The sequence below is a fragment of the Parasphingorhabdus sp. genome (assembly GCF_039939955.1).
GTDB lineage: Bacteria > Pseudomonadota > Alphaproteobacteria > Sphingomonadales > Sphingomonadaceae > Parasphingorhabdus.
In genome coordinates this window covers 952,023-973,421 of the sequence record NZ_JBDVHS010000005.1, presented here as the reverse complement: position 1 = coordinate 973,421, position 21,399 = coordinate 952,023, and the positions used below count along the sequence as shown (strand labels likewise).

The window sequence follows — 21,399 nt, the reverse complement described above, 5'->3', positions numbered from 1 at the left end:
CGAAACACACCAGCATCTGGAGGAAAACATGACCGCAACGAACAAACTGAGCCGCACCGATGTTTCCGCAATCATCTCGGTTTTGCTTTTTGGCGTAACCATTTTGATTAGTTCAGTCGGGCCTGCTCAGGCTGAAGATACTGCAACCAGCAACGAAACCAGTTCCCCCGCTGTCAGCTTTGTTACCATAGGTTACCGAGCATGACAGACAAAATGGCCGGGACCACTTCTTTCCCCCTTGCCGAAGTAAGGTCCCGGCCACCTTTCGAAATTGAAACGGTTGATGTAGAGCAAATATCGAACGAAGGTTCTAACAAGTTCAGACACAACCATAGACGTAACCGGAGTATGTACATGGGTATTTTTTCAAGAACACGCGACATTATCGCCGCCAATGTAACGGACATGCTGGATAAGGCGGAAGACCCGTCAAAAATGATCCGCATGATCATATTGGAAATGGAAGAAACCCTGGTCGAAGTTCGCGCTTCCGCAGCTCGCACCATCGCCGATCAAAAAGAAATGCGTCGGCATATTGATAAGCTGGAACATCTCAAAGATGACTGGAATGAAAAAGCCCAGCTAGCCTTATCGAAGGACCGCGAAGACCTTGCAAAAGCTGCACTGGTCGAAAAGCGCAAAGCCGACGACATGTCCGCGCAATTGAAAGCGGAAATTCAGGTTCTCGACGATACGCTCCGCGCATCCGAAGGTGATATCGCAAAACTGCAAAAGAAACTCCAAGAAGCGCGCTCGCGCCAGAGCAGCTTGGTCAATCGACTGGAAAGCGCTGAAAACAGAGTGAAGCTTCGTGAAATGTACAATGGTGACAAGGTTCAAGATGCTTTCTCACGCTTTGAATATCTTGAACGTCAAGTCGACTTTGCAGAAGGCCGGGCTGACTCGCTGAATATGGGCGGAGAGCCGCAGAGCTTAGAAAATCAAATTGCTGCACTGGAATCCAGCGACAAAGTTGATGAAGAATTGGAAGCCATGAAGGCTGCTATGAAAAAAGGTGACGCATAATGCAGGAAGAATTCATCATTGTTCCCATCGTAATGGGAACATTATTCATCGGACTCCCATGGCTGATCTTTCATTATGTCACCAAATGGAAAACCGCAGCGACCATTACCAACGAGGACGAGAACCTCTTGGAAGAATTGCACCACATGGCGCGTCGTCTGGATGATCGGATGGATACGATTGAACGGATAATGGCGGCGGACAATCCTGATTGGCGTCAATCCGGACTTCCTGCTCCGAGCACCGACACCGCCCCATCGCTCGAAAATTTTGACGAACTTCTGAAAAAAGAAAGGCACCCATCATGAGCTCCTCACGCACCAAATTTTATCTCGATAAACAGCGCGCAAAATGGAGTGGTGTCTGTGCCGGAATCGCCGACTATACGGGGATCAACGTAGCCTGGGTTCGTTTGGCAGCCATCGTTGCCACGTTAACCTTCGCCTTCCCGTGGACGCTGATCGCTTATTGGGTAGCCGCCAAAATATCGGATCCAAAGCCAATCGGCCTATATCTTAGCGATCCAGAAGACACCAAATTCTGGCAAGGGGTCCGTCAGTCCCCTCGCCGCACTACTCGCGATATCAAATCACGTTTCCGGGAAATAGATCGCAAGCTGGCTGATATGGAACTTTACTACACCAGCAAAAACACGACGCTGTCGAACGAGATAGAAAACCTGCGCTGAGCGCCTGAACAGGGAGATTGAATATGAGTTGGGGAAGTCCCGAATTTGTCATCGCCATCATTGCCCTCAGTTACGGAGGGTGGATCCTAAACAACTGGATTAGAGCCAAACATGGTTATGAACTAGAAGATGAATGGGGTGGAAAAACCAACAAAGCGGGTCCGGATGAGCAGCGGAAAATCGAGCTTCTGTCCAGCGAGAATGAAGAGCTGGTCGGTAAAATCGATCGCCTGCAAGATCGCCTACAAGTGCTCGAACGGATCGCCACCGACCCAGCCACACGTACCGCAGATGAAATTGAAACCCTAAGGGAGAAGAACTAATGGACCCGGATAAAGCCGCAATTTTTATTCAGCTTGCCCCAATGCTAGCTGTTGGATGTATTGCCATCACGGTCGGTTGGGTTGCCACAACCTGGATGCGAATCAAAAATGGATATCCGTTGGAAAACCAATGGGGAAAATCAGTCTATCCCAAGACAGATCAAGAAGCGGCCGAGCGGGTCAAATTGCTGACCAATGAAAACGCCGAGCTGCGCGCCGAAGTTGGATCCATGAAAGACCGTTTGGCCAATGTCGAACGGATCGTCACCGACGACAGCCACCGCCTGACACAGGAAATAGATCAACTGCGCGACAAGCGCGCGAACTAAAGGATTTTAATTGATGGAAAGCATCATCCCTCTACTCATACCATTTGGAGCATTTGCAGTGGCAGGCCTAGCGATCTGGACTGGTCATCAGCGTAAAATGCTCAAGATGCGGGGAGAGCTGCCAACTACGCATGACGCCGACGCGGAACGCATGCGGGAAGAAATCAAATATCTTAAGGACCGCGTCGCGGTGCTGGAGCAAATCACAACCGACAGCCACAGCACAAAGCAGCTTGAAAGTGAAATTGAACAACTACGCGACAGCTGATTTGACGCGAAGAAGTTTGAAGGGAGTTTATAAATGAATCCATTTGAAATGGTCGTAGCCATCATCGTGGTCGTAACCGTCGGAAAAGTCCTTAGTACCCGCTATCGCGCGCAAAATGGGATTTCCGAGGATGAAGACGGCAATGCAGTGGTCGTTCAAGATCCTGACTCTGGCCGGCTGAAGGAAGAAGTCAAATATCTCAAAGAGCGCGTCGCCGTTCTCGAGAAAATCGCCACCGATGATCGCGGTGCCCGTGAATTGGAAAATGAAATCGAAAAATTGCGCGACCGTTAACCCGGTCTGGAAAGTTGAAGGACAAGCACAATGCAAGAACCTGCTCTTTATATGATCACCGCGGCCTTTTCGTTAATCGGCCTCACTGTTTTGTCTCTCGTTGCTCTACGCGGATGGCGCGACTGGATCGCGCTTAAGTCTCGCGAGCTCGAACAGCAACGTGGTGACAATCCCCCGACAGCAACATCTCGTATCGAGGTTGCCGACCTCAAAGAACGCATCCGCAACCTCGAAGCAATTGCGGCGGGCGTGGAGCTTTAGTGGCACTACCGCTCAAAAGGGGATGACGACATTCCCCTGCCCTGCTAGCGGGCATCGCATGAGCAAAATTGACGACCTGATCGAAGAATATGAATTTTTGGAACCCGATGATCGCTATCGGTTGCTGATTGACCTTGGTAAGCAGCTTGATAGCATGCCGGATGCCCTCAAAACCGACGCAACACTGGTTCGCGGATGCTCTGCTTCGGTTTGGGTCTATCCCACACAACTGGATGACGGCCGACTACATTTTCTGGCGGACAGCAATGCTGCGATAACCAAAGGTATTATCGCTTTGGTTCTGGAAACGGTACAAGATCAAAGCGCAGAGCAAATCATCGACATCGATATTGCTAATGTTCTAGAGCCATTTGATCTGAAAAATCAACTGAGCTCAAACCGGACCCAGGGCATTCCCAATATGATCGCGCTTATTCAACAGACCGCATCACGGCTTCAATAGGTTTAAACCGGTTTCCAGACGCGGCGTTCTTCGGCAATTCGTAGAACATCGAAAGCGGCCTGTGCAGCCTGAAATTTCTTAGCAGCTTCTTCATCTCCAGGATTAACATCCGGATGATATTCCTTGGCCATCGATCGCCATGCCTTTTTTACCGCATCAAAATCGACATCGGGAGTTAGGTCAAAAATTTCCAGAGCGGTCATTTCATCGCGCGAACGACTGCCATCACCCGACCCCATCCAGCTATAATGCGCGGCCTCCTGATAGGCATTGGCATCGCGCTGCTCATCCGCTTCTCGCTTTTTGCGCTCTTCCTTGCCTAGACCTTCAAAATAGTCCCAACCCCGATTATATTCAGCGGCATGGGTCTGACAAAAATGCCAGCGCTCCGGGCTATTTGGAGATTTGGGTGCCGGGCAATTGCCTACTTCGTTGCAGCCATGACGGTCGCAAAGTTTGACCTGCTCCGCTTCACGGGAACTCTCGTAGCTTCCCCATCGAGGAAAACCCCAGTTATCGGATCGTTTTGCTTTCGGCATGACACGCTCTTTAACAAAAGATGGGTAGGACTACTACCGCAAAGATGAAGCCAGAGGGTCTGTAAGCCGGGTTCTGTCCATCCGCCGAAACGGAATAGCCAGCCATTCATCTAGGCCATGTATTGCTACGTGGCTCAAGCAACCAACCCGGGCAGCAAGCCGAAAAAGCCATAAGCCGCCCCTATTTGGTTTTGCTCCAGGTGGGGTTTACCGTGCCAGAGCTGTTACCAGCCCCGCGGTGCGCTCTTACCGCACCCTTTCATTGTCACGTGACCGAAATCGTCGCGACCTGCTTTCTGTTGCACTTTCCCTAGGGTTACCCCCGCCGGACGTTATCCGGCACCTTTTAATCGTGGAGCCCGGACTTTCCTTCCACCTTCGCTAAAGCTTCGGCGGACGGCTGGCCGACCCTCTGGTCCGCCCTATTTAGAGATTCCGCGCTCTCTGTCCAACATTAAAGACAAAAGCAGAGAACGGCACTCGCCATCAATCACGCCATCGATATTCTTGGGCCGAAACCGGCGCTGAAAAGCAATGACTGCTTCTGTCTGGTCGCCAATATCATAACCAAAACGCTCCAGCGCCAGCATGAAACCACCATCTGTCCATGGCGGATCACCCAGTTTCAAGCTGGGTTTTTTCAAAGCGATGCCGTGACGCGCCAATCGATCCCAGTCGAATAACTCTCCCGGATCCTGTTTCCGGGCCGGCGCTAGATCGCTGTGTCCGATCACGTTCGATGGCACTATGGCATGTCGCTCAACAATTGCATGGGCAAGCCGCGTGACCGCATCCATTTGTTCTTCCGGAAATGGTACATAGCCCCATTCATGCCCCGGATTGACGATTTCTATCCCGATACTGGCGCTATTCACATCGGTTATACCGCGCCAGGAACCACGACCGGCGTGCCATGCCCGTTTTTCTTCGTCGACCATCTGAACGACCTGTCCGTCTTCAGTCACCACATAATGAGCCGACACTTTGGCATCGGGATTGGCCAACCAATTGATCGCAGATGCCGCATCCTTCATGCCCGTATAATGCATGACCAATATACTGACTGGCAATTTGCGTTCGTCGTAATTGGGAGAGGGCGTTTGTATCACATCCATGGAAGCCTCCCTTTCTTCAACTCAGGCGGTGACGATAGCGCCCAAAAGCAATTCTGTCGTTGATTCTGGAGAAATTCGTAAATCTCCGCCATTTTTCAACGCCAGTTCGCGGGTCATCCAAGCCGCAACCGTCCGTGCACTCAGCTCCGACGGTTCGATTGTTCCATCCAAAGCCGATCGAATACCATCATCCAACGCAATTCTTGTACCTTCCGCCCGAATAACAACTTCGATACCCAGATCACCTTGTTCGGCGCCAACATCAAGATTGCCGCCGCGGACCAATGATTCTTTTGCAATCAGCACAAGATTTAGAAGAATCTTGATCACCTTTTTCGGTAGAGCCTCTCCTTGCAGTGCCCAACCCAAAGTGATTTTTCCAGACTCTTCGATCAAAGACTGCACCAACTGCCGCGCTTCGGCTGGATCGACTTGGTCCCCGAAACCGCCCGCTGCGCCAAAGGCCAGTCGGAAATATTTCAACTTTTCTGCCGAAGTCCTGGCGCTATCGGCCAACAGATTCATGCAACGGTCCTGCATGACCGGATCCGTTTCATCTTCAAGCAATTCTAGCCCATTATTTATGGCGCCGACTGGACTCAGCAAGTCATGACATATTTTCGAACAAAGCAGAGCTGCCAGATCAACTTCATCATTCGACATATAAACGCGCCCTCAAACTATGATTTCTACTCTTCGACTGTTTGGCCGTTTGCTCCAAAGCAATCAAGCACGATCGCGTCAAACCGACTGTAAATTTCGCCATCTTCCACTGCACGCCACGCCGCAGCATCACGGCCGTTCAAAATCAACCAAATCCGATGGTCGGGAGCTGCGCTTTCAGCATCGGTTATAGATGGTCTCACTGGTCCAACCGGATGTGAATGATAATAGCCCAAAATCGGTTTACCGCCATTCCGGCTATCCCGCTCCGTTTCGATCAAAATTGCTGGATCTATTTCGAAATGCCTAGACGGATCATCGGCGACATTCTGCGCTGCACGATAGCCGCTGACCTTTCCATCCTCACCAAATAATATACCGCACGTTTCCGCTGGTGCGGCATCCAGAGCCAACTGCTGAAGTTCGACCAACATCGCGCTTGATATAAGGAGTTGCATGGCCCACATCTACGCGATGAATGCTGAGCAATCCACCATATCCGGAAACTTACCCGAGACGCAAAAAAAACAGCGCCTCGATGCTGCATTAACGGACGTTGTGGATGGCCTGTCGCGAGAGCGGGTCAAATCGCTCATATCCTCGGGAAACCTGACGATCGACGGAACAGTCTTTACCGATCCGTCCGCCAAAAAACTGGCCGGGAGAGCGTTTGAACTCACCATACCAGAGCCAATCTCTGGCCCTGCTTTGCCCCAAAACATCCCGCTTGATGTCGTTTTTGAAGATACCCATCTGATCATCGTTAACAAACCACCCGGCCTAGTTGTTCATCCCGCCGCAGGTCACGCGGATGGCACTTTGGTGAATGCGCTGCTGCACCACTGCGAAGGACAGCTATCGGGTATTGGCGGTGTCGCCCGCCCGGGAATTGTCCATAGGATCGACAAAGACACATCTGGATTGATGGTTGCAGCCAAGACCGATGCAGCACATCAGGGTTTGAGCGCCCTGTTTGCCAAACATGATATTGAACGCCGCTATCTGGCCATCGCCAATGGCCGCCCCAATCCGGCATCCGCGACGATTGAAGGCAATATCGGCCGTAGCAACGTCAATCGCAAGAAAATGGCGGTGGTGGGCGATGACAAAGGCAAATCGGCTATGACCCACTATACGGTCAAGGAAACGCTCGACGGGGCGGCTTTGGTAGAATGCACGCTCGAAACCGGGCGAACACATCAGGTCCGAGTCCATATGGCTCATATCGGCCACAGCCTGATTGGAGACCCCCTATATGGCACTCGTCGAAAATCATTGCTTTCCCGGCGAAAAGATATTCAATTTGGACGCCAAGCCTTACACGCTGCTAATCTTGGATTTGTTCATCCCATAACGGACGAAAAACTGTCATTTTCTGTTGGTTTTCCGGACGATATGCAGGAACTATTCATAAAGTTGCGTATATAAGGAAGACACCTTATATCTACTTTTGACCAAAGGGTGCTTGATGAGGCCCGGAGGCACAACAAAGAAGGAACTAAAATGGCTAATGGTAGCAATGTTCCGGCAAAAATCCCTGCCTTAGGGGGGGACGCGAGCCTGAACCGATATCTTTCGGAAGTCCGTAAATTTCCGATTTTGAAACCCGAACAAGAATATATGCTGGCGAAACGCTATTCTGAACATAAGGATCAGGAAGCAGCAGCTCAGCTGGTCACGTCGCATCTGCGACTCGTTGCGAAGATCGCGATGGGCTTTCGCGGCTATGGCTTGCCCGTTTCGGACCTGATTTCCGAAGGCAATGTCGGCCTGATGCAAGGCGTTAAAAAGTTTGAACCCGATCGGGGATTCCGTCTCGCGACCTACGCGATGTGGTGGATCCGCGCATCTATCCAGGAATATGTGCTGCGTAGCTGGAGCCTCGTGAAAATGGGCACCACCGCCGCACAGAAGAAGCTTTTCTTCAACCTGCGCCGGATGAAAAATAATCTGGATGCCTTCGAAGACGGCGACCTGTCTCCGGAAGATGTCCAGAAAATCTCTACCGATCTTGGTGTTGCCGAACATGAAGTGGTCAATATGAACCGCCGCATGTCCATGGGCGGCGATGCTTCGCTGAACGTGACACTTTCGTCGGAAGATGGCGAAGGTAGCCAGTGGCAGGATATTTTGGAAGATGATGGCCCGTTGCACGATGAATCCATCGCGGCGGCTCAGGAAGCCGACTTCCGCCATGAAATGCTAACCGAAGCAATGGGATCGCTCAATGAACGTGAGCAGCATATTCTTGCTGAGCGCCGTCTGTCGGAAGACCCAAAAACACTCGAAGATCTAAGCAAGGTCTATGAAGTCAGTCGCGAACGCATTCGTCAGATCGAAGTCCGCGCTTTCGAGAAATTGCAAAAGGCCATGCTCCGCATTGCTGGAGAAAAGCAGCTTCTTACAGCGACTTGATCCTTCAAGCCTAATCTAAAGCCAACTCTAAGACGCCCCGAAACAGCATTTGTTTTCGGGGCGTTTTGCATTTAGGCAGGTAATCATGTGGGTCATCAAATTTCTCTTTAAATTATCAATCCATTTTGTTCTGATAACGGTCGCATCGGTCGGAATTTACGCGCTGGTCCCGCCCCCGATCACCGCAACCATGGTCATGGACGAAAACGGCATCACCAAGGAATGGACGAGCTTTGGCGATATTTCTCCCAACATGGCGCGCGCGGTTATTGCGGCCGAAGATAGCAAATTTTGCAGCCATGATGGCTTTGATGCCGACGCGATACAGAAAGCGCTTGAGCAAAATGCCAAGGGTGGCAGAATAAGAGGGACCTCAACCATCTCTCAGCAGGTCGCGAAAAATGCCTTTCTCTGGCAAGGTGGCGGATATTTTCGCAAGGGGCTGGAAGCCTATTTCACATTCCTGATTGAGGCTATCTGGAGCAAGAAACGGATCATGGAAGTCTATCTCAATATCGCAGAGACCGGTATTGGTACCTATGGTGTCCAAGCGGGTGCACAGCGTTACTTCCAAAAAGATGCCAAGGATTTGACCCGGATAGAGGCCGCTCGCATAGCCGCCGCCCTGCCCTTGCCCAAGAAACGCGCCGTCATCGGTGCCAGCGGCTTTACCCGGCGCTATGGCAATACAATCGCGGCACGGATCAACATTGTGAAACGCGACAAGCTAGATAGCTGTATCTACAAATGAGGTTTTAGCCGCCAAGACTGTGCTAAGCCGCGTCTTCTTTCTTAGCCTTGCTGCTTTTCGCGATCACCTTCACCGGCTCTTTCGTGCCGCCGACGACATCTTTGTCGATCACAATTTCATCAACGCCTTCGAAATCGGGTAGATCGAACATGGTGTCGAGCAAGATATTCTCAACGATAGAGCGTAGACCACGTGCACCGGTTTTCCGTTCGATTGCCTTGTTGGCGACAGCGACCAACGCATCATCGGTAAAGGTCAATCCGACATCTTCCAACTCGAACAGTTTCCGATATTGTTTCACCAGTGCGTTTTTTGGCTCTTGGAGAATCGTCACGAGAGCGTCGACATCCAAATCTTCAAGCGTAGCGATGACCGGCAAACGACCAACAAATTCCGGGATCAGACCGAATTTCAGCAGATCCTCGGGCTCACCTTGCGATAGCAACTCGCCGATACGACGTTCTTCGGGAGCAGCGACATGCGCGCCGAAACCGATAGACTTGCCTTCCAGACGATCTCCGATGATCTTTTCCAGACCAGCAAAGGCACCGCCGCATATGAATAGGATATTGGTGGTATCAACCTGCAGAAACTCTTGCTGAGGGTGTTTACGCCCACCTTGCGGAGGAACGCTTGCAGTCGTGCCCTCCATAAGCTTGAGCAGCGCCTGCTGGACGCCTTCACCCGACACATCGCGGGTAATCGAAGGATTTTCCGCTTTCCGGCTAATTTTGTCGATTTCGTCGATATAGACGATACCGCGCTGGGCCTTCTCAACATTATAGTCGGATGCCTGAAGCAATTTTAGAATGATATTCTCGACATCTTCACCGACATAGCCGGCCTCGGTCAAAGTTGTCGCGTCGGCCATGGTGAAGGGCACATCAAATGTCTTCGCCAGTGTTTGCGCCAGCAAAGTCTTACCGCAACCCGTAGGGCCGACCAGCAAGATGTTCGATTTTGCCAGTTCAATATCGCCGGATTTTGCGGCGTGATTGAGTCGCTTATAGTGATTGTGAACAGCAACCGACAAAACGCGTTTTGCGCGGTTTTGTCCGATCACATAATCATTCAGCACATCGCAAATTTCTTGCGGTGAAGGCACTTCACCATCTTTACGACCGGTTACGGCACCTTTGGTTTCTTCACGGATGATGTCATTGCAAAGCTCTACGCATTCATCACAGATGAAAACCGTAGGTCCAGCAATCAATTTGCGGACTTCATGCTGGGACTTTCCGCAGAAAGAGCAATATAGTGTGCTCTTCGAATCAGATCCCGTCAATTTCGTCATAAAAAGTCCTTAAAAACCGGTCAGGGTCGTAATCTAACCGTCAAATTCCAAATTGCCACCGCTTTTTTCGGCGGCTTTCCGAGCGAATAAGCAAGCCATATCAAATATGGCTTAAATTTCATTTAGGGGAGCGATAACCCTTATTTAGTATCTTCTGCCGGCACAGGGCGCTTGTCATAGACTTCGTCAACAATACCAAAGGCTTTTGCTTCATCGGCTTCCAAGAACGTGTCACGATCCATGGCCTCCTCAATTTCTGCCACCGGTTTTCCCGTATATTTCGCATAAAGGTCGTTCATTCTGGAACGAATTCGCAGGATTTCTTTCGCCTGAATCTCGATATCAGAGGCCATGCCCTGCGCACCACCGGATGGCTGATGCACCATGATCCGAGCGTTGGTTGTCGCCATCCGCATTCCGGGTTCGCCGGCAGCAAGAAGGAAGCTTCCCATTGAAGCCGCCTGCCCGACGCAAACCGTACCAACGCGAGGCCGGATATATTGCATCGTGTCATGGATCGCCATGCCTGCCGTCACCACACCACCGGGCGAGTTGATATATAGGTAAATATCTTTCTTAGGGTTTTCCGACTCCAAAAACAGCAATTGGGCGGTGATGATTGATGCCATCCCGTCTTCGACCGGTCCGGTGACAAACACGATCCGTTCCCGCAACAAGCGTGAAAAAATATCAAAGCTGCGCTCACCGCGATTAGATTGTTCAATAACAACGGGAACAAGGGCGTCCACAACAGGATCGCGATCGCCAAAATCAAACGGGTTCATGAAAATTCCTTTATTTAATGACAGCCTATATCTGGTCTCTACGCCTCGCAATCAACCCCCGATTGCACCAACATGACATTGCGCGCGAATTATCCTCAGTCTAAGAGGGTTCCAAACACCATATTCGCCCTTTTCAGGAGACTTTCATGCCACAATTTTCGCCATCCATTGCACCATTTTACAACGAAGAGGACAATGACAGTCCGAATCCAATGGCTATGATGATGAACAAATTTCTCGAAACGCGTACTATTCTGATATTTGGTGGCGTCGACCAGAAATTGGCGGAACGTGTAACGGCCCAAATTCTCTATCTTGATCATATGAGCAATGATCCCATTCGCTTGATGATCAATTCTCCCGGCGGTCATGTGGAATCCGGTGATACGATCCATGATCTCATCAACTATATCGATTCTCCTGTCGCCGTTGTCGGCACCGGCTGGGTCGCCAGCATCGCCACTCATATTTTCTTGGGCGTAGCACCAGAGCAGCGCTTCTGCCTGCCAAACACCCGCTTCTTGATCCATCAACCCTCTGGCGGCGCCGGTGGCAAAGCTTCGGATATTGCTATCCAAGCAGAAGAGATCGTCAAAATGCGGACAAGAATTGCCGAGAAAATTGCCAAAGCAACTGGACAATCGCTGGACCGCGTCATGAAGGACATTGATCGCGACTATTGGATGTCGACCGACGAAGCCAAAGAATATGGAATACTTGGTACGGTCATCGAGAAGGCGAGCGAAGTTAGCTTCTAACTTCTAATATTCTCCACCGGGCAGGAATTTCCTGCCCGGTGGAATGATTACATTATTTCTTGGCTGGTGCCTTCTTTTTTGCCGCGGGCTTTTTCGCCGCTGGCTTCTTGGCAGGAGCCTTAGCAGCAGCCTTTTTTGCCGGTGCCTTCTTAGCGGCGGCTTTGGCCGGAGCCTTTTTCGCAGCAGGCTTTTTCGCAGCGGCTTTTTTGGCTGGTGCCTTTTTCTTCTTGGCAGCGGGCTTAGCTTCCGCTTCGTCTTCGGCCTCAATCGCAGCTTCCAACTCTTCACGAGTGACTTTGCGATCGGTGATGTCCGCTTTTTCAAACAGGAAGTCGACGACCTTGTCTTCGTACATCGGCGCACGAAGCTGAGCAGCAGCCATTTGATCCTGCTGGATATACTGCATGAACCGATCACGGTCTTCAGGGCGATATTGCTGAGACGCCTGCTGGATCAGCATGGACATTTCCTGCTGGCTGACCTCGACGCCATTGGCTTGGCCGATTTCTGACAGCAACAGTCCAAGACGAACGCGACGAACAGCGATTTCGCGATATTCGTCCTTCTCGTCTTCCATTTCCTTGCGCGCCGCTGCGGAATCTTCTTCCTGCTCAGCTTCTTGCTCAAGCTGTTGCCAAATCTGGTTAAACTCAGCTTCGACCATGCCAGGAGGCACTTCAAAATCATGACTTGCAGCCAACTGATCAAGCAACTTGCGCTTCATATGCGTACGGGTCAGGCCGTTAAGCTCCTGCTCGATTTGCCCTTTGAGCAATTCGGTAAGCTGATCAATGCCTTCTAGTCCCATGGACTTGGCCATCTCGTCATCGGCCTTGGCCGCTTTGGGCTTCTGCACTTCACCAACAACAACGTCGAAAGTGGCATCTTTGCCCTTCAAGTCTTCGACATTATAATCATTCGGGAAGGTGACTTTGACGAGCACTTCGTCATTGGCTTTCTTACCCACCAGCTGATCTTCAAAGCCGGGGATCAAACGACCGGAGCCCAGTTCGATCGCCATGCCTTCGCCGGTACCGCCGTCAAACGGAATGCCATCAACTTTGCCTTCAAAATCGATCAAGCATTGGTCACCAAGCTTCGCCTTGTAAGACTTGGCTGCGGTTTCGAACTGCTTCTGGCTCTCAGCGAATTTCTGCAAAGATTCATCAACGGTTTTCTTGTCCGCTTCAACCTGGAGCCGCTCTAGCTTGAGACCTTCAACGTCCGGTGTCGGAACATCCGGCAGGATTTCAAGGTCGATCTTAACATTCGCATCTTTGCCAGGCTCATAGCCGTCATCAAGATTGACGTTAGGCTGCATCGCAGGACGCAGCTTGTTATCGGCCAGTGTTTTTTCGATGCTTTCTTGTACGGTGCTGCTCAAAGCATCCTGCATCAAGGCATCATTGTGCATCTTGCGCACGAGATTCGCTGGGACCTTGCCCTTGCGGAAGCCCGGCATGTTCACCTGCGGTGCCATTTTTTTAACTTCGGCATCAACACGCGATTCGATATCTTTCGCGGTGATCTTTATTTCATAGGCCCGTTTCAGACCTTCGTTCAGCGTTTCAACAATCTGCATGACTATCCTTTGATGCCTTCATATTCGGTGTTTTCCGATAGATATTGAGACTTACTTGGTGCGGGCGAAGGGACTCGAACCCCCACACCCGAAGATACCAGAACCTAAATCTGGCGCGTCTACCAATTCCGCCACGCCCGCCCAGTTAAGTCGTCAAAACTCTATCGAAGTACGATTGACCCGCGCGCCTAGCGTAAAGGTACGTTGAGGGCAAGAGGGGAAACGGGGATAGATGCCTTGGATACCAGCAAAAACAAATCTTGGGATCAGTTCAAGGTAACATTATCCATGATTGCCCGTGCCTCTAAAATACTACCGTCAAAATAATGAAGTTGCGGAGCAGTGTAATTGATAATGTAGAGGCGTTCATTGTGAACCGCCATACGCGCTTCTCCAAGACGTGTAAGAGGGTCGCTTGGACGAAGATATGTATAACTAACCTTCAATCCTGGGGCCACCCCAAGCTTCGCTGGCTCTAGCTTCGTAATTTCAAAGCCGGTGGCATTATTCACGATACTGAAGTTCGCTTTAAATAACTCTGCCAAATCCGGGAGCAGCATATCTGACTGAAACTTGGGCAGCGGCTGATATTTTTTGCTTCTTTCTTTGTAGATCGAATCTCCGGCTTCAATCTGGGTAAAGAAATCAATCCGGTTCAATGGAAACCCGTTTTTCGTCCAAGATTCCCCCCGCTTAGATTCGCGCCTTGACCATCGGTTCCATTCAGTAAGGGGAACGACAGTCATTCCGCCTTTGCCTACTTCATTGCTTTCTATTTTAATATGTTTCCAACCTGCCATAACAACTTGGCTCGAAAGAAGCAGAAACGAGACAGTTGCAGCAATAGCCACTTTGACAACAGACAAACTCATTGTTCCTCTCCGATCAGCATAATCATCATTGATGCATCGGGAGCATCAGGAGCCATACTGATATAGGTTTGCAGTGCTTGCCTGCCTTCAGCTTGTGCTCCGCTTCGCATTTGCGATAAGCCCAAACCTCGCCAGGCATTTGCATTTCCATAGCCAGCTTCGATCGCGTTTAAATAGGCAGTTGCAGCGGTTACCAGATCCCTCGGGTTACCACGTTTCCGATAAAGCTCACCTTGAAGAAACAAGAGATCAGGCGTCCAACCATCCTGCGCTATCTGCTCCAATAAAAATTTGGTGGCCGAAAAATCGTTCCGCTGCAATTGATCGTCAAAAAATTCGGGCAAGTGGGGACCTATTGCTTCCACATATTCCGAAGTTTTGTAAACGCCCTCGTCATTTGCCTCGTCTGCTAATCGGGAAAGATAGTCTGCGCGCTCAAACGACGATGGGTGGCTATCGGCCCAACCGGTCCATTGCCTTCGCCGGCTGCGTTTTCTTTCCCGCGCTTGTTCAGCATCCTCGTCCAATAAGCGCAACCATACATGCGCAGCAGCAGCACTCGAATAGGGTGATATTACCAAATATTGAGATGACAAAATGTCAGATTCGCGCTCTTGATCACGCTTATATCGATAGACGTCTCCATAAATTGATGTTCGATAATCGCGATGATGTTGATAGCCTCCCGATCCACTGGCTGCGATCGACACTCCCGCGGCGATAGTCATCCAACTCACTAAATCCGAGCCCCTCCGCCGTTTCTTAAAACTATTCAAAGAATGGCGTTGTTCAAAATGTGCAAATTCATGCCCAAGAACTGACGCCAGCTCTGCCTCGTTCTTAACTCGTAACAAAAGCCCCGTATTCACGGACATTATGCCGTTCGGAGCCATCGAAGCATTGAAACTTATATCGCGAACTATGTAAATTCGCGTCGCACCGCACCGATCAGGGCCAACAGTCTCACACAAGACGCCTTTTACATAGTTTACGAGATCCGGTGCGTGATAAACTGCCGGGCTCCGTGCGAATTCTTTCTCATACTCGTCCCATTTTTGCCACAAACCTCGTTCGTCCAAGTCACGCGGTTCGTAGGCATGTTCGAACGGCGGAAGAGTTGGGCGAACTTCAGAAGCATAAGCTGGAAGGAAACAAGCGCTAGTAAAACAGCCAATTAATCCTAGAAATCTAAGTGTGGGGCCATGGTACCTCATTCACCTTCATCCACACTGCCCGGAAAATCCTCCAACAACTGACCAACACGTTTTTCGACTCCATCTGGATCCCGCACGTCTCCGCCCATCTGAAGATCAGCATTCAACCATAAAATATTGCCGGTGCGGAGATCGATCAATCCTGCAGCTCCTTTGTGCACACCAGACTGAACTCCTGCCCCAAATAGACCGGCGGCAGCAAACTGTAGAATCTTGCGGCCGGTAGAACCATAATGGTCTTCTGTAACAATGAACAACCCATAATTGGCGCCGCTAAGCTCTGCCAACCGCGCGGTACCCGTTCCGAGCGTCCAATCAAATGAACCCTTTTTCTGGGTCGGCAGGCGGTTTCCTACGAAAAACTGATACTCGACAATTGCGTCAATAACAGTTTCGAACAGAGCTTGATGTTCCGCTAGCAAATCGGCATCATCACCGTAAAGTTCAGGTAACTTAACGACCTCGTTTGTCAATCGCGCCTGCGCTCTTTCCAATTCGGCTTCTATCAATCGTCGTGCTTCAGTGGTCCATTCGGCGCGGGGCTCGAACATTCCCCCCATAGACTGTTCGCCAACCTGAATATCTGGTCTGAACAAAACTATTTTTTCGCCACTTATATCCGCAGCTTCAAAACCTTCCCTAATACCGGCCTTTTCCTGCGCGTGTACTGCTGCAGTTGAAAATATAAGCGTGCAAGCAACTAACAGAAATTTTAGCATTCCCCCCCCCCAGACACTGCTTTATAGCGCATAATCGAATAATTAATCTCAGTTATCAAGAACCTTCTTCAACAGTTCATTCACCACCTGAGGATTGGCTTTGCCCTGCATTGCTTTCATCGTCTGACCGACAAAGAAACCGAACAGCTTGTCCTTGCCGTCGCGATATTGGGCGACCTTGTCTTCGTTGGCCGCCATTACGTCCGCAATCACTTTTTCAATCGCGCCGGTGTCGGATTCCTGCTTGAGGCCCTGCTCCTCGACGATTCTCGCGGCACCGTCGCCGGTTTCGAGCATGATTTCGAACACCTGCTTGGCGATTTTTCCGGAAATTGTCCCATCGGCTATCAATCCCAGCAATTCTGCCGCTTGAGCCGGAGAGACCGGGCTATCTTCTATGCCGACGCCTTTCTTGTTGAGCGCACCGAATAGTTCGGACGTCACCCAATTGGCTGCACTGCTGGCGATTTTTTCCGGCTGATCGGTGGTTTCGAGCAGTTCCTCAAACCACAGCGCTGTTTCATGCTCTGCTGTTAGAACGGCCGCGTTATAGGCGCTGAGGCCAAGAACCTTCTTGTACCGCGCGCGCTTTTCATCCGGCAATTCCGGAAGGCTTGCCTTGCAGTCAAAGATGAAATCATCTTCCAATTCCAGGGGCAAAAGATCGGGATCGGGGAAATAGCGATAGTCGTGCGCGTCTTCCTTGGAGCGCATGGACCGCGTTTCGCCCTTATCCGTATCAAACAGGCGGGTTTCCTGAACCACTTCACCGCCATCCTCGATAACATCGACCTGACGCTGGGCTTCATATTCAATCACTTGCTGGATGAAGCGCATCGAGTTCACATTCTTAGTCTCGGTCCGCGTACCCAGCTCACCACCCGGTTTGCGAACAGAGACGTTGACGTCGGCGCGCATCGAGCCCTGTTCCATATTGCCGTCGCACGACCCGACATAGCGCAGAATCGAACGCAGCTTGCGGACATAGGCCGCCGCTTCCTTCGGGGATGCCATGTCCGGCTTGGACACGATTTCCATCAGCGCGACGCCGCAACGGTTGAGATCGACATAAGACATGGTCGGATGTTGATCGTGCATCAACTTGCCGGCATCCTGTTCGATATGGATGCGTTCGACACCAATGGCCTTGCCGTGGGCATCGGGATCTTTCTCATCGAGAGAAATCTGGATAACGCCCTCGCCCACTATCGGGTGGTATAGCTGCGAAATCTGATAGCCCTGCGGCAGATCGGCGTAGAAATAATTCTTGCGGTCAAAGCGCGAATATTTGTTGATCTCAGCATTGATCGCCAATCCCGTGCGCACCGCCTGGCGGACGCATTCGCCGTTCAGCACCGGCAGCATGCCGGGCATGGCCGCGTCAACGAGGCTGACCTGTGTATTCGGCTCTGCGCCAAATTCTGTGGAAGCCCCGGAAAAGAGTTTCGATTCGGAAGTGATCTGGGCGTGGACCTCGAGGCCGATTACGACCTCCCAATCACCGGTCGCACCCTGTATAAGATATGTTGATTCAGTCATTTCTACCACCACTGCTCCGGTTTCGCGACAAATCCGGCGCGTTCTTCCAATGCCAAGCCTGCGTTAAACACGCTCTGTTCGTCCAATGCCTTGCCGATGATCTGAAGACCAAGGGGCAGTCCCTTGCCGTCCAATCCAGCAGGAACCGACATCGCTGGCAATCCAGCCAACGAACTCGGCACCGTGAACACATCATTCAAATACATGGCCAGCGGATCATCACTTTTCTCGCCCAGTCCGAAGGCAGCACTCGGCGCGGTCGGGGTCAGCAGCAAATCGCAACTATTCCAGGCCTTGTCGAAATCCTGCGAGATTAGCGTCCGAACTTTCTGCGCCTGGGTATAATAGGCATCATAATAGCCTGCGCTGAGCACATAGGTACCGATCATGATCCGGCGCTTCACTTCCGGTCCGAAACCGGCTTCGCGGGTAGCGGCATACATGTCCTGCAGTCCTGCGCCGTCCGGCAAGTCGCGCATTCCGTACCGCACGCCGTCATAGCGCGACAGATTGGACGATGCTTCGGCCGGCGCGATGATATAATAAGCTGGCAGCGCATATTTAGTGTGCGGCAGCGAGACATCTACGATCGTCGCCCCGGCATCTTTCAGCATCTCAATGCCTTTTTGCCACAGCGCATCAATTTCTTCCGGCATATTGTCGACGCGATATTCCTTGGGAATACCAATTTTCTTGCCTGAGAGGTCGCTGTTCAGCGCCGCTTCCCAATCCGGCACAGGCAGGTTGAGCGAGGTCGAGTCCTTCGCATCAAAGCCAGCCATGGATTCCAGCATGATCGCGCAATCGCGCACATCGTGGGCCATCGGGCCTGCCTGATCGAGCGAGCTGGCAAAAGCAATCGTGCCCCAGCGCGAGCAGCGGCCATAGGTTGGCTTGAAGCCGGTGATGCCAACGAAAGCGGCGGGCTGGCGAATAGAACCACCAGTGTCTGTACCAGTTGCGGCGGGCGCAATGCGCCCGGACACAACCGCAGCGCTGCCACCCGACGAACCGCCAGGAGCGAGATCGACATTACCGCCATCATTGCGCCGCCAGGGCGAAATCACGTTGCCGAATGCGCTGGTCTCGTTCGAGGAACCCATCGCGAACTGGTCCATATTGAGCTTGCCGAGCATTCCGGCGCCCGCCTTGAACAGGTTTGATGAGACGGTCGATTCATATTGCGGCGTAAAGCCTTCCAGAATCAAGCTACCCGACGTCGTTGCAACGCCCTCTGTGCAAAAAAGATCCTTCATGCCAATCGGCACGCCAGCCATCTTGCCTAGCGTATCGCCCGATGCCTTTGCTTTGTCAGCCGCATCGGCGGCCGCAAGGGCATGTTCCGGCGTTTCAACCAGAAAGGCATTGAGTGACTTTGCCGCACTCACGCGAGCAATGAAGGTCTCGGCAACTTCTGTTGCGGTAAAATCGCCGCCAGCAACGCCATTTCGGATATCGGCTATACCGAGTTCATATATATCGGTCATTATTCGATCACCTTGGGAACCGCGAAAAAGCCGTGTTCATCGACCGGTGCATTTGCCAGCACCTTGTCACGAATCTTGCCATCGGTAACGACATCGTCGCGCAACCGCAGTTTGTTCGGGATAACCGCAGTCATCGGTTCAACCCCAGAACAATCCACTTCGCTCAATTGCTCGACCCAACCCAAAATCTGATTGAGTTCCGGCACGAAGGCATCTGCCTCGGGTTCGGTAATCGCGATCCTTGAAAGGCTGGCGATCTTTTTGACGGTTTCCTTATCGATTGACATGATACATTCTTTTTCAGTTCATCTTTTTTCGGGTATTTCGGAATTAAATTGTGTACCGAGCGCCGCTAGCACTGGCGCGAAGCCGCTTCAAGCGGATTGAAGCTGCTATAATCTTGTTGGAGTATATTTTGGCCCGAAAGTTTCTCTATTTTGTCGCAAGCATGGTTGTTCTCGTGCTCGCCGGCGCATTTGTTTTTCGCCTCTATGGCGACGAGTTGATGGAAGTAGCCTTTGTACCGGACACCGAGTTCACGGCTCAGGAAGCCTTTCAAACCAGCCTATATGCTGACGAAGAAATGTGGCTTGCGCGTCCCGAGTTGGTCGAAGGCAACCCTGCCCTTTGGCTTCCTCAAGGCTTTGAGGAAACGGACACAGCATTTCCCGGCGAAAGAAAGGCCGCCGTTTTTTTCGCTCATCCGACTTCATTTCTGAAGAAGAATCGCTGGAACGCATCTTTGGATGACAAGGAATCGCAGGATCGCGCGCGAACCTTCCTGAAAGGCCAGGCCAGTGCATTTAGCGCCATCGGGGACATATGGGCCCCGCGCTACCGGCAGGCGACACTCGGAGCATTCCTAACCGACAAACCGGAAGGCCAGCAGGCTTTAGACGCCGCGTATCAAGACATATTGGCAGCGTTTGACTATTTCGTCGCGCACATTCCCGATGATCAACCGATCCTATTGGCCGGACACAGCCAAGGCAGTCTGCACCTTACCAACCTTCTCAAAGACCGGGTAGCGGGCACACCGCTCGCCAACCGAATTATCGCCGCTTATGTCGTAGGCTGGCCGGTGTCCGCAGAAACCGACATTCCGGAAATGGGTCTCAATATCTGCGAAACATCTTACCAAACAGGTTGTATTTTGGCTTGGCAGAGCTTTGCAGAACCCGCTGATTATGAGCGAATTCTCGACGTCTATAACATGACCGTTGGCTTCAATGGTCAACCCCGCAAAGACACCCGCTTATTGTGTAGCAACCCGATCAATGGCGATATTGATTCGGCAGCCAAAGCGGCGGGCAACCTGGGAACCCTAGTTCCGAACGAAGATTTGAACGACGCAAGCTTGGTCGCGGGCGCGGTTCCGGCAAGATGCGATAACCGTGGCTTTCTGCTAATCGGAGATCCACCCGAAATCGGTCCCTACGCTTTACCCGGCAACAATTACCACGTTTACGACTATAACCTGTTCTGGGCCAACATACGCGCCGATGCACACAGGAGGATGGTGTCATTTCTAGCGGATTGATCACAGATGATGTCGCGACTTTCGCGCAGGCCATCCCGGACGGCGGTCGGCTGCTGGGCCTTGATATCGGCACGAAAACCGTCGGAATGGCTTTGTGCGATTCCCACTGGACCTTCGCAACAGCAGCCGAAACGATAGAGCGGCGAAAATTTTCCAAAGACCTGGAACGCATCAAAACCGTGATTGCAGATCAAAACATCGTCGGGATCGTGGGAGGCTTGCCGCTAAATCTTGACGGTAGTCAGAGCCAACAAACCCAGGCGGCGCGGTCCTTTTCACAAAATCTACGACCGCTGGGTATTCCTATATTGCTGTGGGACGAACGGTGGAGCACCCAAGCAGTAACCCGCGATCTTATTGCATCGGATGTCAGTCGGAAGAAACGGGCCAAGGTCGTCGACAAGATGGCCGCCGCCTATATTTTACAAGGGGCCATTGATAGGCTTGCCGCACTGCCATGATGACTCTATAGAA

29 protein-coding genes, 1 tRNA gene and 1 other RNA gene are annotated in these 21,399 nt (G+C 51.5%); 16 read left to right on the top strand and 15 right to left on the bottom strand.

The genetic code is table 11. The features are described 5' to 3' along the window. The first annotated feature begins 28 nt into the window (after positions 1-28). The 10 genes from ABJG22_RS09945 (at position 29) to ABJG22_RS09900 (ending at position 3,652) form a co-directional block, all read left to right on the top strand. Entirely contained in the window at positions 29-205 is a 177-nt protein-coding gene (locus ABJG22_RS09945) for a hypothetical protein (RefSeq protein ID WP_348020069.1), read from the top strand. Between the two features lie 149 nt (positions 206-354). Beyond that, positions 355-1,026: a phage shock protein PspA gene (gene pspA / locus ABJG22_RS09940; RefSeq protein ID WP_348020068.1), complete on the top strand. Its 672-nt coding sequence runs from the start codon at positions 355-357 to the stop codon at positions 1,024-1,026. Then, positions 1,026-1,334 carry an envelope stress response membrane protein PspB gene (gene pspB, locus ABJG22_RS09935; RefSeq protein WP_348020067.1) on the top strand — a complete coding sequence of 103 codons (309 nt, stop codon included), beginning with the start codon at positions 1,026-1,028 and terminating at the stop codon, positions 1,332-1,334. Before pspA ends, pspB begins: the two co-directional genes overlap by 1 nt. After that, a complete protein-coding gene (pspC, locus tag ABJG22_RS09930) occupies positions 1,331-1,714 on the top strand; it encodes an envelope stress response membrane protein PspC (protein ID WP_348020066.1) in 384 nt (127 codons plus the stop codon). Before pspB ends, pspC begins: the two co-directional genes overlap by 4 nt. A gap of 23 nt (positions 1,715-1,737) precedes the next feature. Then, on the top strand, positions 1,738-2,037 hold the full coding sequence (locus ABJG22_RS09925) for a hypothetical protein (RefSeq protein ID WP_348020065.1): 300 nt from the start codon (positions 1,738-1,740) through the stop codon (positions 2,035-2,037). Beyond that, the gene (locus ABJG22_RS09920) at positions 2,037-2,366 is read left to right on the top strand and encodes a hypothetical protein (RefSeq protein WP_348020064.1); all 330 of its coding nucleotides are present in this window, start codon (positions 2,037-2,039) and stop codon (positions 2,364-2,366) included. The genes ABJG22_RS09925 and ABJG22_RS09920 overlap by 1 nt, the downstream gene beginning before the upstream one ends. A gap of 13 nt (positions 2,367-2,379) precedes the next feature. Continuing rightward, complete coding sequence (locus ABJG22_RS09915; protein ID WP_348020063.1) at positions 2,380-2,634, top strand: hypothetical protein; 255 nt, start codon at positions 2,380-2,382, stop codon at positions 2,632-2,634. Positions 2,635-2,667: 33 nt separating this feature from the next. Continuing rightward, positions 2,668-2,928, top strand: coding sequence for a hypothetical protein (locus tag ABJG22_RS09910; RefSeq protein WP_348020062.1), 261 nt, complete (start codon positions 2,668-2,670; stop codon positions 2,926-2,928). A gap of 30 nt (positions 2,929-2,958) precedes the next feature. Then, positions 2,959-3,189, top strand: coding sequence for a hypothetical protein (locus ABJG22_RS09905; protein WP_348020061.1), 231 nt, complete (start codon positions 2,959-2,961; stop codon positions 3,187-3,189). Between the two features lie 58 nt (positions 3,190-3,247). Then, positions 3,248-3,652, top strand: coding sequence for a SufE family protein (locus tag ABJG22_RS09900; protein WP_348020060.1), 405 nt, complete (start codon positions 3,248-3,250; stop codon positions 3,650-3,652). 2 nt (positions 3,653-3,654) lie between these two features. Here ABJG22_RS09900 and ABJG22_RS09895 read toward each other — a convergent pair whose 3' ends face one another. The 5 genes from ABJG22_RS09895 to ABJG22_RS09875 all read right to left on the bottom strand — a co-directional run bounded on the left by ABJG22_RS09895 (position 3,655) and on the right by ABJG22_RS09875 (position 6,427). Beyond that, the gene (locus ABJG22_RS09895; RefSeq protein WP_348020059.1) at positions 3,655-4,191 is read right to left on the bottom strand and encodes a DnaJ domain-containing protein; all 537 of its coding nucleotides are present in this window, start codon (positions 4,189-4,191) and stop codon (positions 3,655-3,657) included. A 46-nt stretch (positions 4,192-4,237) separates the two neighbouring features. Then, positions 4,238-4,607, bottom strand: an RNA gene (gene rnpB, locus ABJG22_RS09890) — RNase P RNA component class A. Between the two features lie 6 nt (positions 4,608-4,613). Beyond that, complete coding sequence (locus tag ABJG22_RS09885; protein WP_348020058.1) at positions 4,614-5,306, bottom strand: N-acetylmuramoyl-L-alanine amidase; 693 nt, start codon at positions 5,304-5,306, stop codon at positions 4,614-4,616. A 21-nt stretch (positions 5,307-5,327) separates the two neighbouring features. Next, positions 5,328-5,969 carry a histidine phosphotransferase family protein gene (locus ABJG22_RS09880; protein WP_348020057.1) on the bottom strand — a complete coding sequence of 214 codons (642 nt, stop codon included), beginning with the start codon at positions 5,967-5,969 and terminating at the stop codon, positions 5,328-5,330. A 26-nt stretch (positions 5,970-5,995) separates the two neighbouring features. Beyond that, on the bottom strand, positions 5,996-6,427 hold the full coding sequence (locus tag ABJG22_RS09875) for a M67 family metallopeptidase (RefSeq protein ID WP_348020056.1): 432 nt from the start codon (positions 6,425-6,427) through the stop codon (positions 5,996-5,998). Positions 6,428-6,443: 16 nt separating this feature from the next. Between ABJG22_RS09875 and ABJG22_RS09870 the strand changes: the two genes are divergently transcribed. The 3 genes from ABJG22_RS09870 (at position 6,444) to mtgA (ending at position 9,135) form a co-directional block, all read left to right on the top strand. Then, complete coding sequence (locus tag ABJG22_RS09870; protein WP_348020345.1) at positions 6,444-7,397, top strand: RluA family pseudouridine synthase; 954 nt, start codon at positions 6,444-6,446, stop codon at positions 7,395-7,397. 75 nt (positions 7,398-7,472) lie between these two features. Continuing rightward, on the top strand, positions 7,473-8,384 hold the full coding sequence (gene rpoH, locus ABJG22_RS09865; RefSeq protein WP_348020055.1) for an RNA polymerase sigma factor RpoH: 912 nt from the start codon (positions 7,473-7,475) through the stop codon (positions 8,382-8,384). Positions 8,385-8,469: 85 nt separating this feature from the next. Beyond that, entirely contained in the window at positions 8,470-9,135 is a 666-nt protein-coding gene (gene mtgA / locus ABJG22_RS09860) for a monofunctional biosynthetic peptidoglycan transglycosylase (RefSeq protein ID WP_348020054.1), read from the top strand. A 22-nt stretch (positions 9,136-9,157) separates the two neighbouring features. Here mtgA and clpX read toward each other — a convergent pair whose 3' ends face one another. Together clpX and ABJG22_RS09850 are read right to left on the bottom strand one after the other, a co-directional pair. After that, positions 9,158-10,429, bottom strand: coding sequence for an ATP-dependent Clp protease ATP-binding subunit ClpX (gene clpX, locus ABJG22_RS09855; RefSeq protein WP_348020053.1), 1,272 nt, complete (start codon positions 10,427-10,429; stop codon positions 9,158-9,160). Between the two features lie 140 nt (positions 10,430-10,569). After that, on the bottom strand, positions 10,570-11,214 hold the full coding sequence (locus ABJG22_RS09850) for an ATP-dependent Clp protease proteolytic subunit (RefSeq protein WP_348020052.1): 645 nt from the start codon (positions 11,212-11,214) through the stop codon (positions 10,570-10,572). A 146-nt stretch (positions 11,215-11,360) separates the two neighbouring features. Here ABJG22_RS09850 and ABJG22_RS09845 point away from each other — a divergent pair, with 146 nt between their 5' ends. Then, the gene (locus ABJG22_RS09845) at positions 11,361-11,972 is read left to right on the top strand and encodes an ATP-dependent Clp protease proteolytic subunit (protein ID WP_348020051.1); all 612 of its coding nucleotides are present in this window, start codon (positions 11,361-11,363) and stop codon (positions 11,970-11,972) included. Between the two features lie 52 nt (positions 11,973-12,024). Here the strand turns inward: ABJG22_RS09845 and tig are convergent, their stop codons facing one another. From tig to gatC, 8 genes are all read right to left on the bottom strand, one after another. After that, positions 12,025-13,554 (bottom strand): trigger factor, encoded by a 1,530-nt coding sequence (tig, locus tag ABJG22_RS09840; protein WP_348020050.1) that lies wholly within the window; start codon positions 13,552-13,554, stop codon positions 12,025-12,027. A gap of 56 nt (positions 13,555-13,610) precedes the next feature. Further along, positions 13,611-13,695: transfer RNA gene (locus ABJG22_RS09835), tRNA-Leu, on the bottom strand. 125 nt (positions 13,696-13,820) lie between these two features. After that, a complete protein-coding gene (locus ABJG22_RS09830) occupies positions 13,821-14,426 on the bottom strand; it encodes a hypothetical protein (RefSeq protein WP_348020049.1) in 606 nt (201 codons plus the stop codon). Beyond that, positions 14,423-15,640 carry a M48 family metalloprotease gene (locus ABJG22_RS09825; RefSeq protein ID WP_348020048.1) on the bottom strand — a complete coding sequence of 406 codons (1,218 nt, stop codon included), beginning with the start codon at positions 15,638-15,640 and terminating at the stop codon, positions 14,423-14,425. Before ABJG22_RS09825 ends, ABJG22_RS09830 begins: the two co-directional genes overlap by 4 nt. Further along, positions 15,637-16,359 (bottom strand): hypothetical protein, encoded by a 723-nt coding sequence (locus ABJG22_RS09820; protein ID WP_348020047.1) that lies wholly within the window; start codon positions 16,357-16,359, stop codon positions 15,637-15,639. Before ABJG22_RS09820 ends, ABJG22_RS09825 begins: the two co-directional genes overlap by 4 nt. Positions 16,360-16,407: 48 nt before the next feature. After that, positions 16,408-17,898, bottom strand: a complete 1,491-nt coding sequence (gene gatB, locus ABJG22_RS09815; RefSeq protein ID WP_348020046.1) for an Asp-tRNA(Asn)/Glu-tRNA(Gln) amidotransferase subunit GatB — start codon at positions 17,896-17,898, stop codon at positions 16,408-16,410. A 2-nt stretch (positions 17,899-17,900) separates the two neighbouring features. Next, positions 17,901-19,385 carry an Asp-tRNA(Asn)/Glu-tRNA(Gln) amidotransferase subunit GatA gene (gene gatA / locus ABJG22_RS09810; protein ID WP_348020045.1) on the bottom strand — a complete coding sequence of 495 codons (1,485 nt, stop codon included), beginning with the start codon at positions 19,383-19,385 and terminating at the stop codon, positions 17,901-17,903. Then, on the bottom strand, positions 19,385-19,672 hold the full coding sequence (gatC, locus tag ABJG22_RS09805; protein ID WP_348020044.1) for an Asp-tRNA(Asn)/Glu-tRNA(Gln) amidotransferase subunit GatC: 288 nt from the start codon (positions 19,670-19,672) through the stop codon (positions 19,385-19,387). The genes gatA and gatC overlap by 1 nt, the downstream gene beginning before the upstream one ends. Before the next feature lie 113 nt (positions 19,673-19,785). Here gatC and ABJG22_RS09800 point away from each other — a divergent pair, with 113 nt between their 5' ends. Together ABJG22_RS09800 and ruvX are read left to right on the top strand one after the other, a co-directional pair. Beyond that, complete coding sequence (locus tag ABJG22_RS09800) at positions 19,786-20,925, top strand: DUF3089 domain-containing protein (RefSeq protein ID WP_348020043.1); 1,140 nt, start codon at positions 19,786-19,788, stop codon at positions 20,923-20,925. Further along, on the top strand, positions 20,922-21,386 hold the full coding sequence (gene ruvX, locus ABJG22_RS09795) for a Holliday junction resolvase RuvX (RefSeq protein WP_348020042.1): 465 nt from the start codon (positions 20,922-20,924) through the stop codon (positions 21,384-21,386). The genes ABJG22_RS09800 and ruvX overlap by 4 nt, the downstream gene beginning before the upstream one ends. The last annotated feature ends 13 nt before the right edge of the window (positions 21,387-21,399 follow it).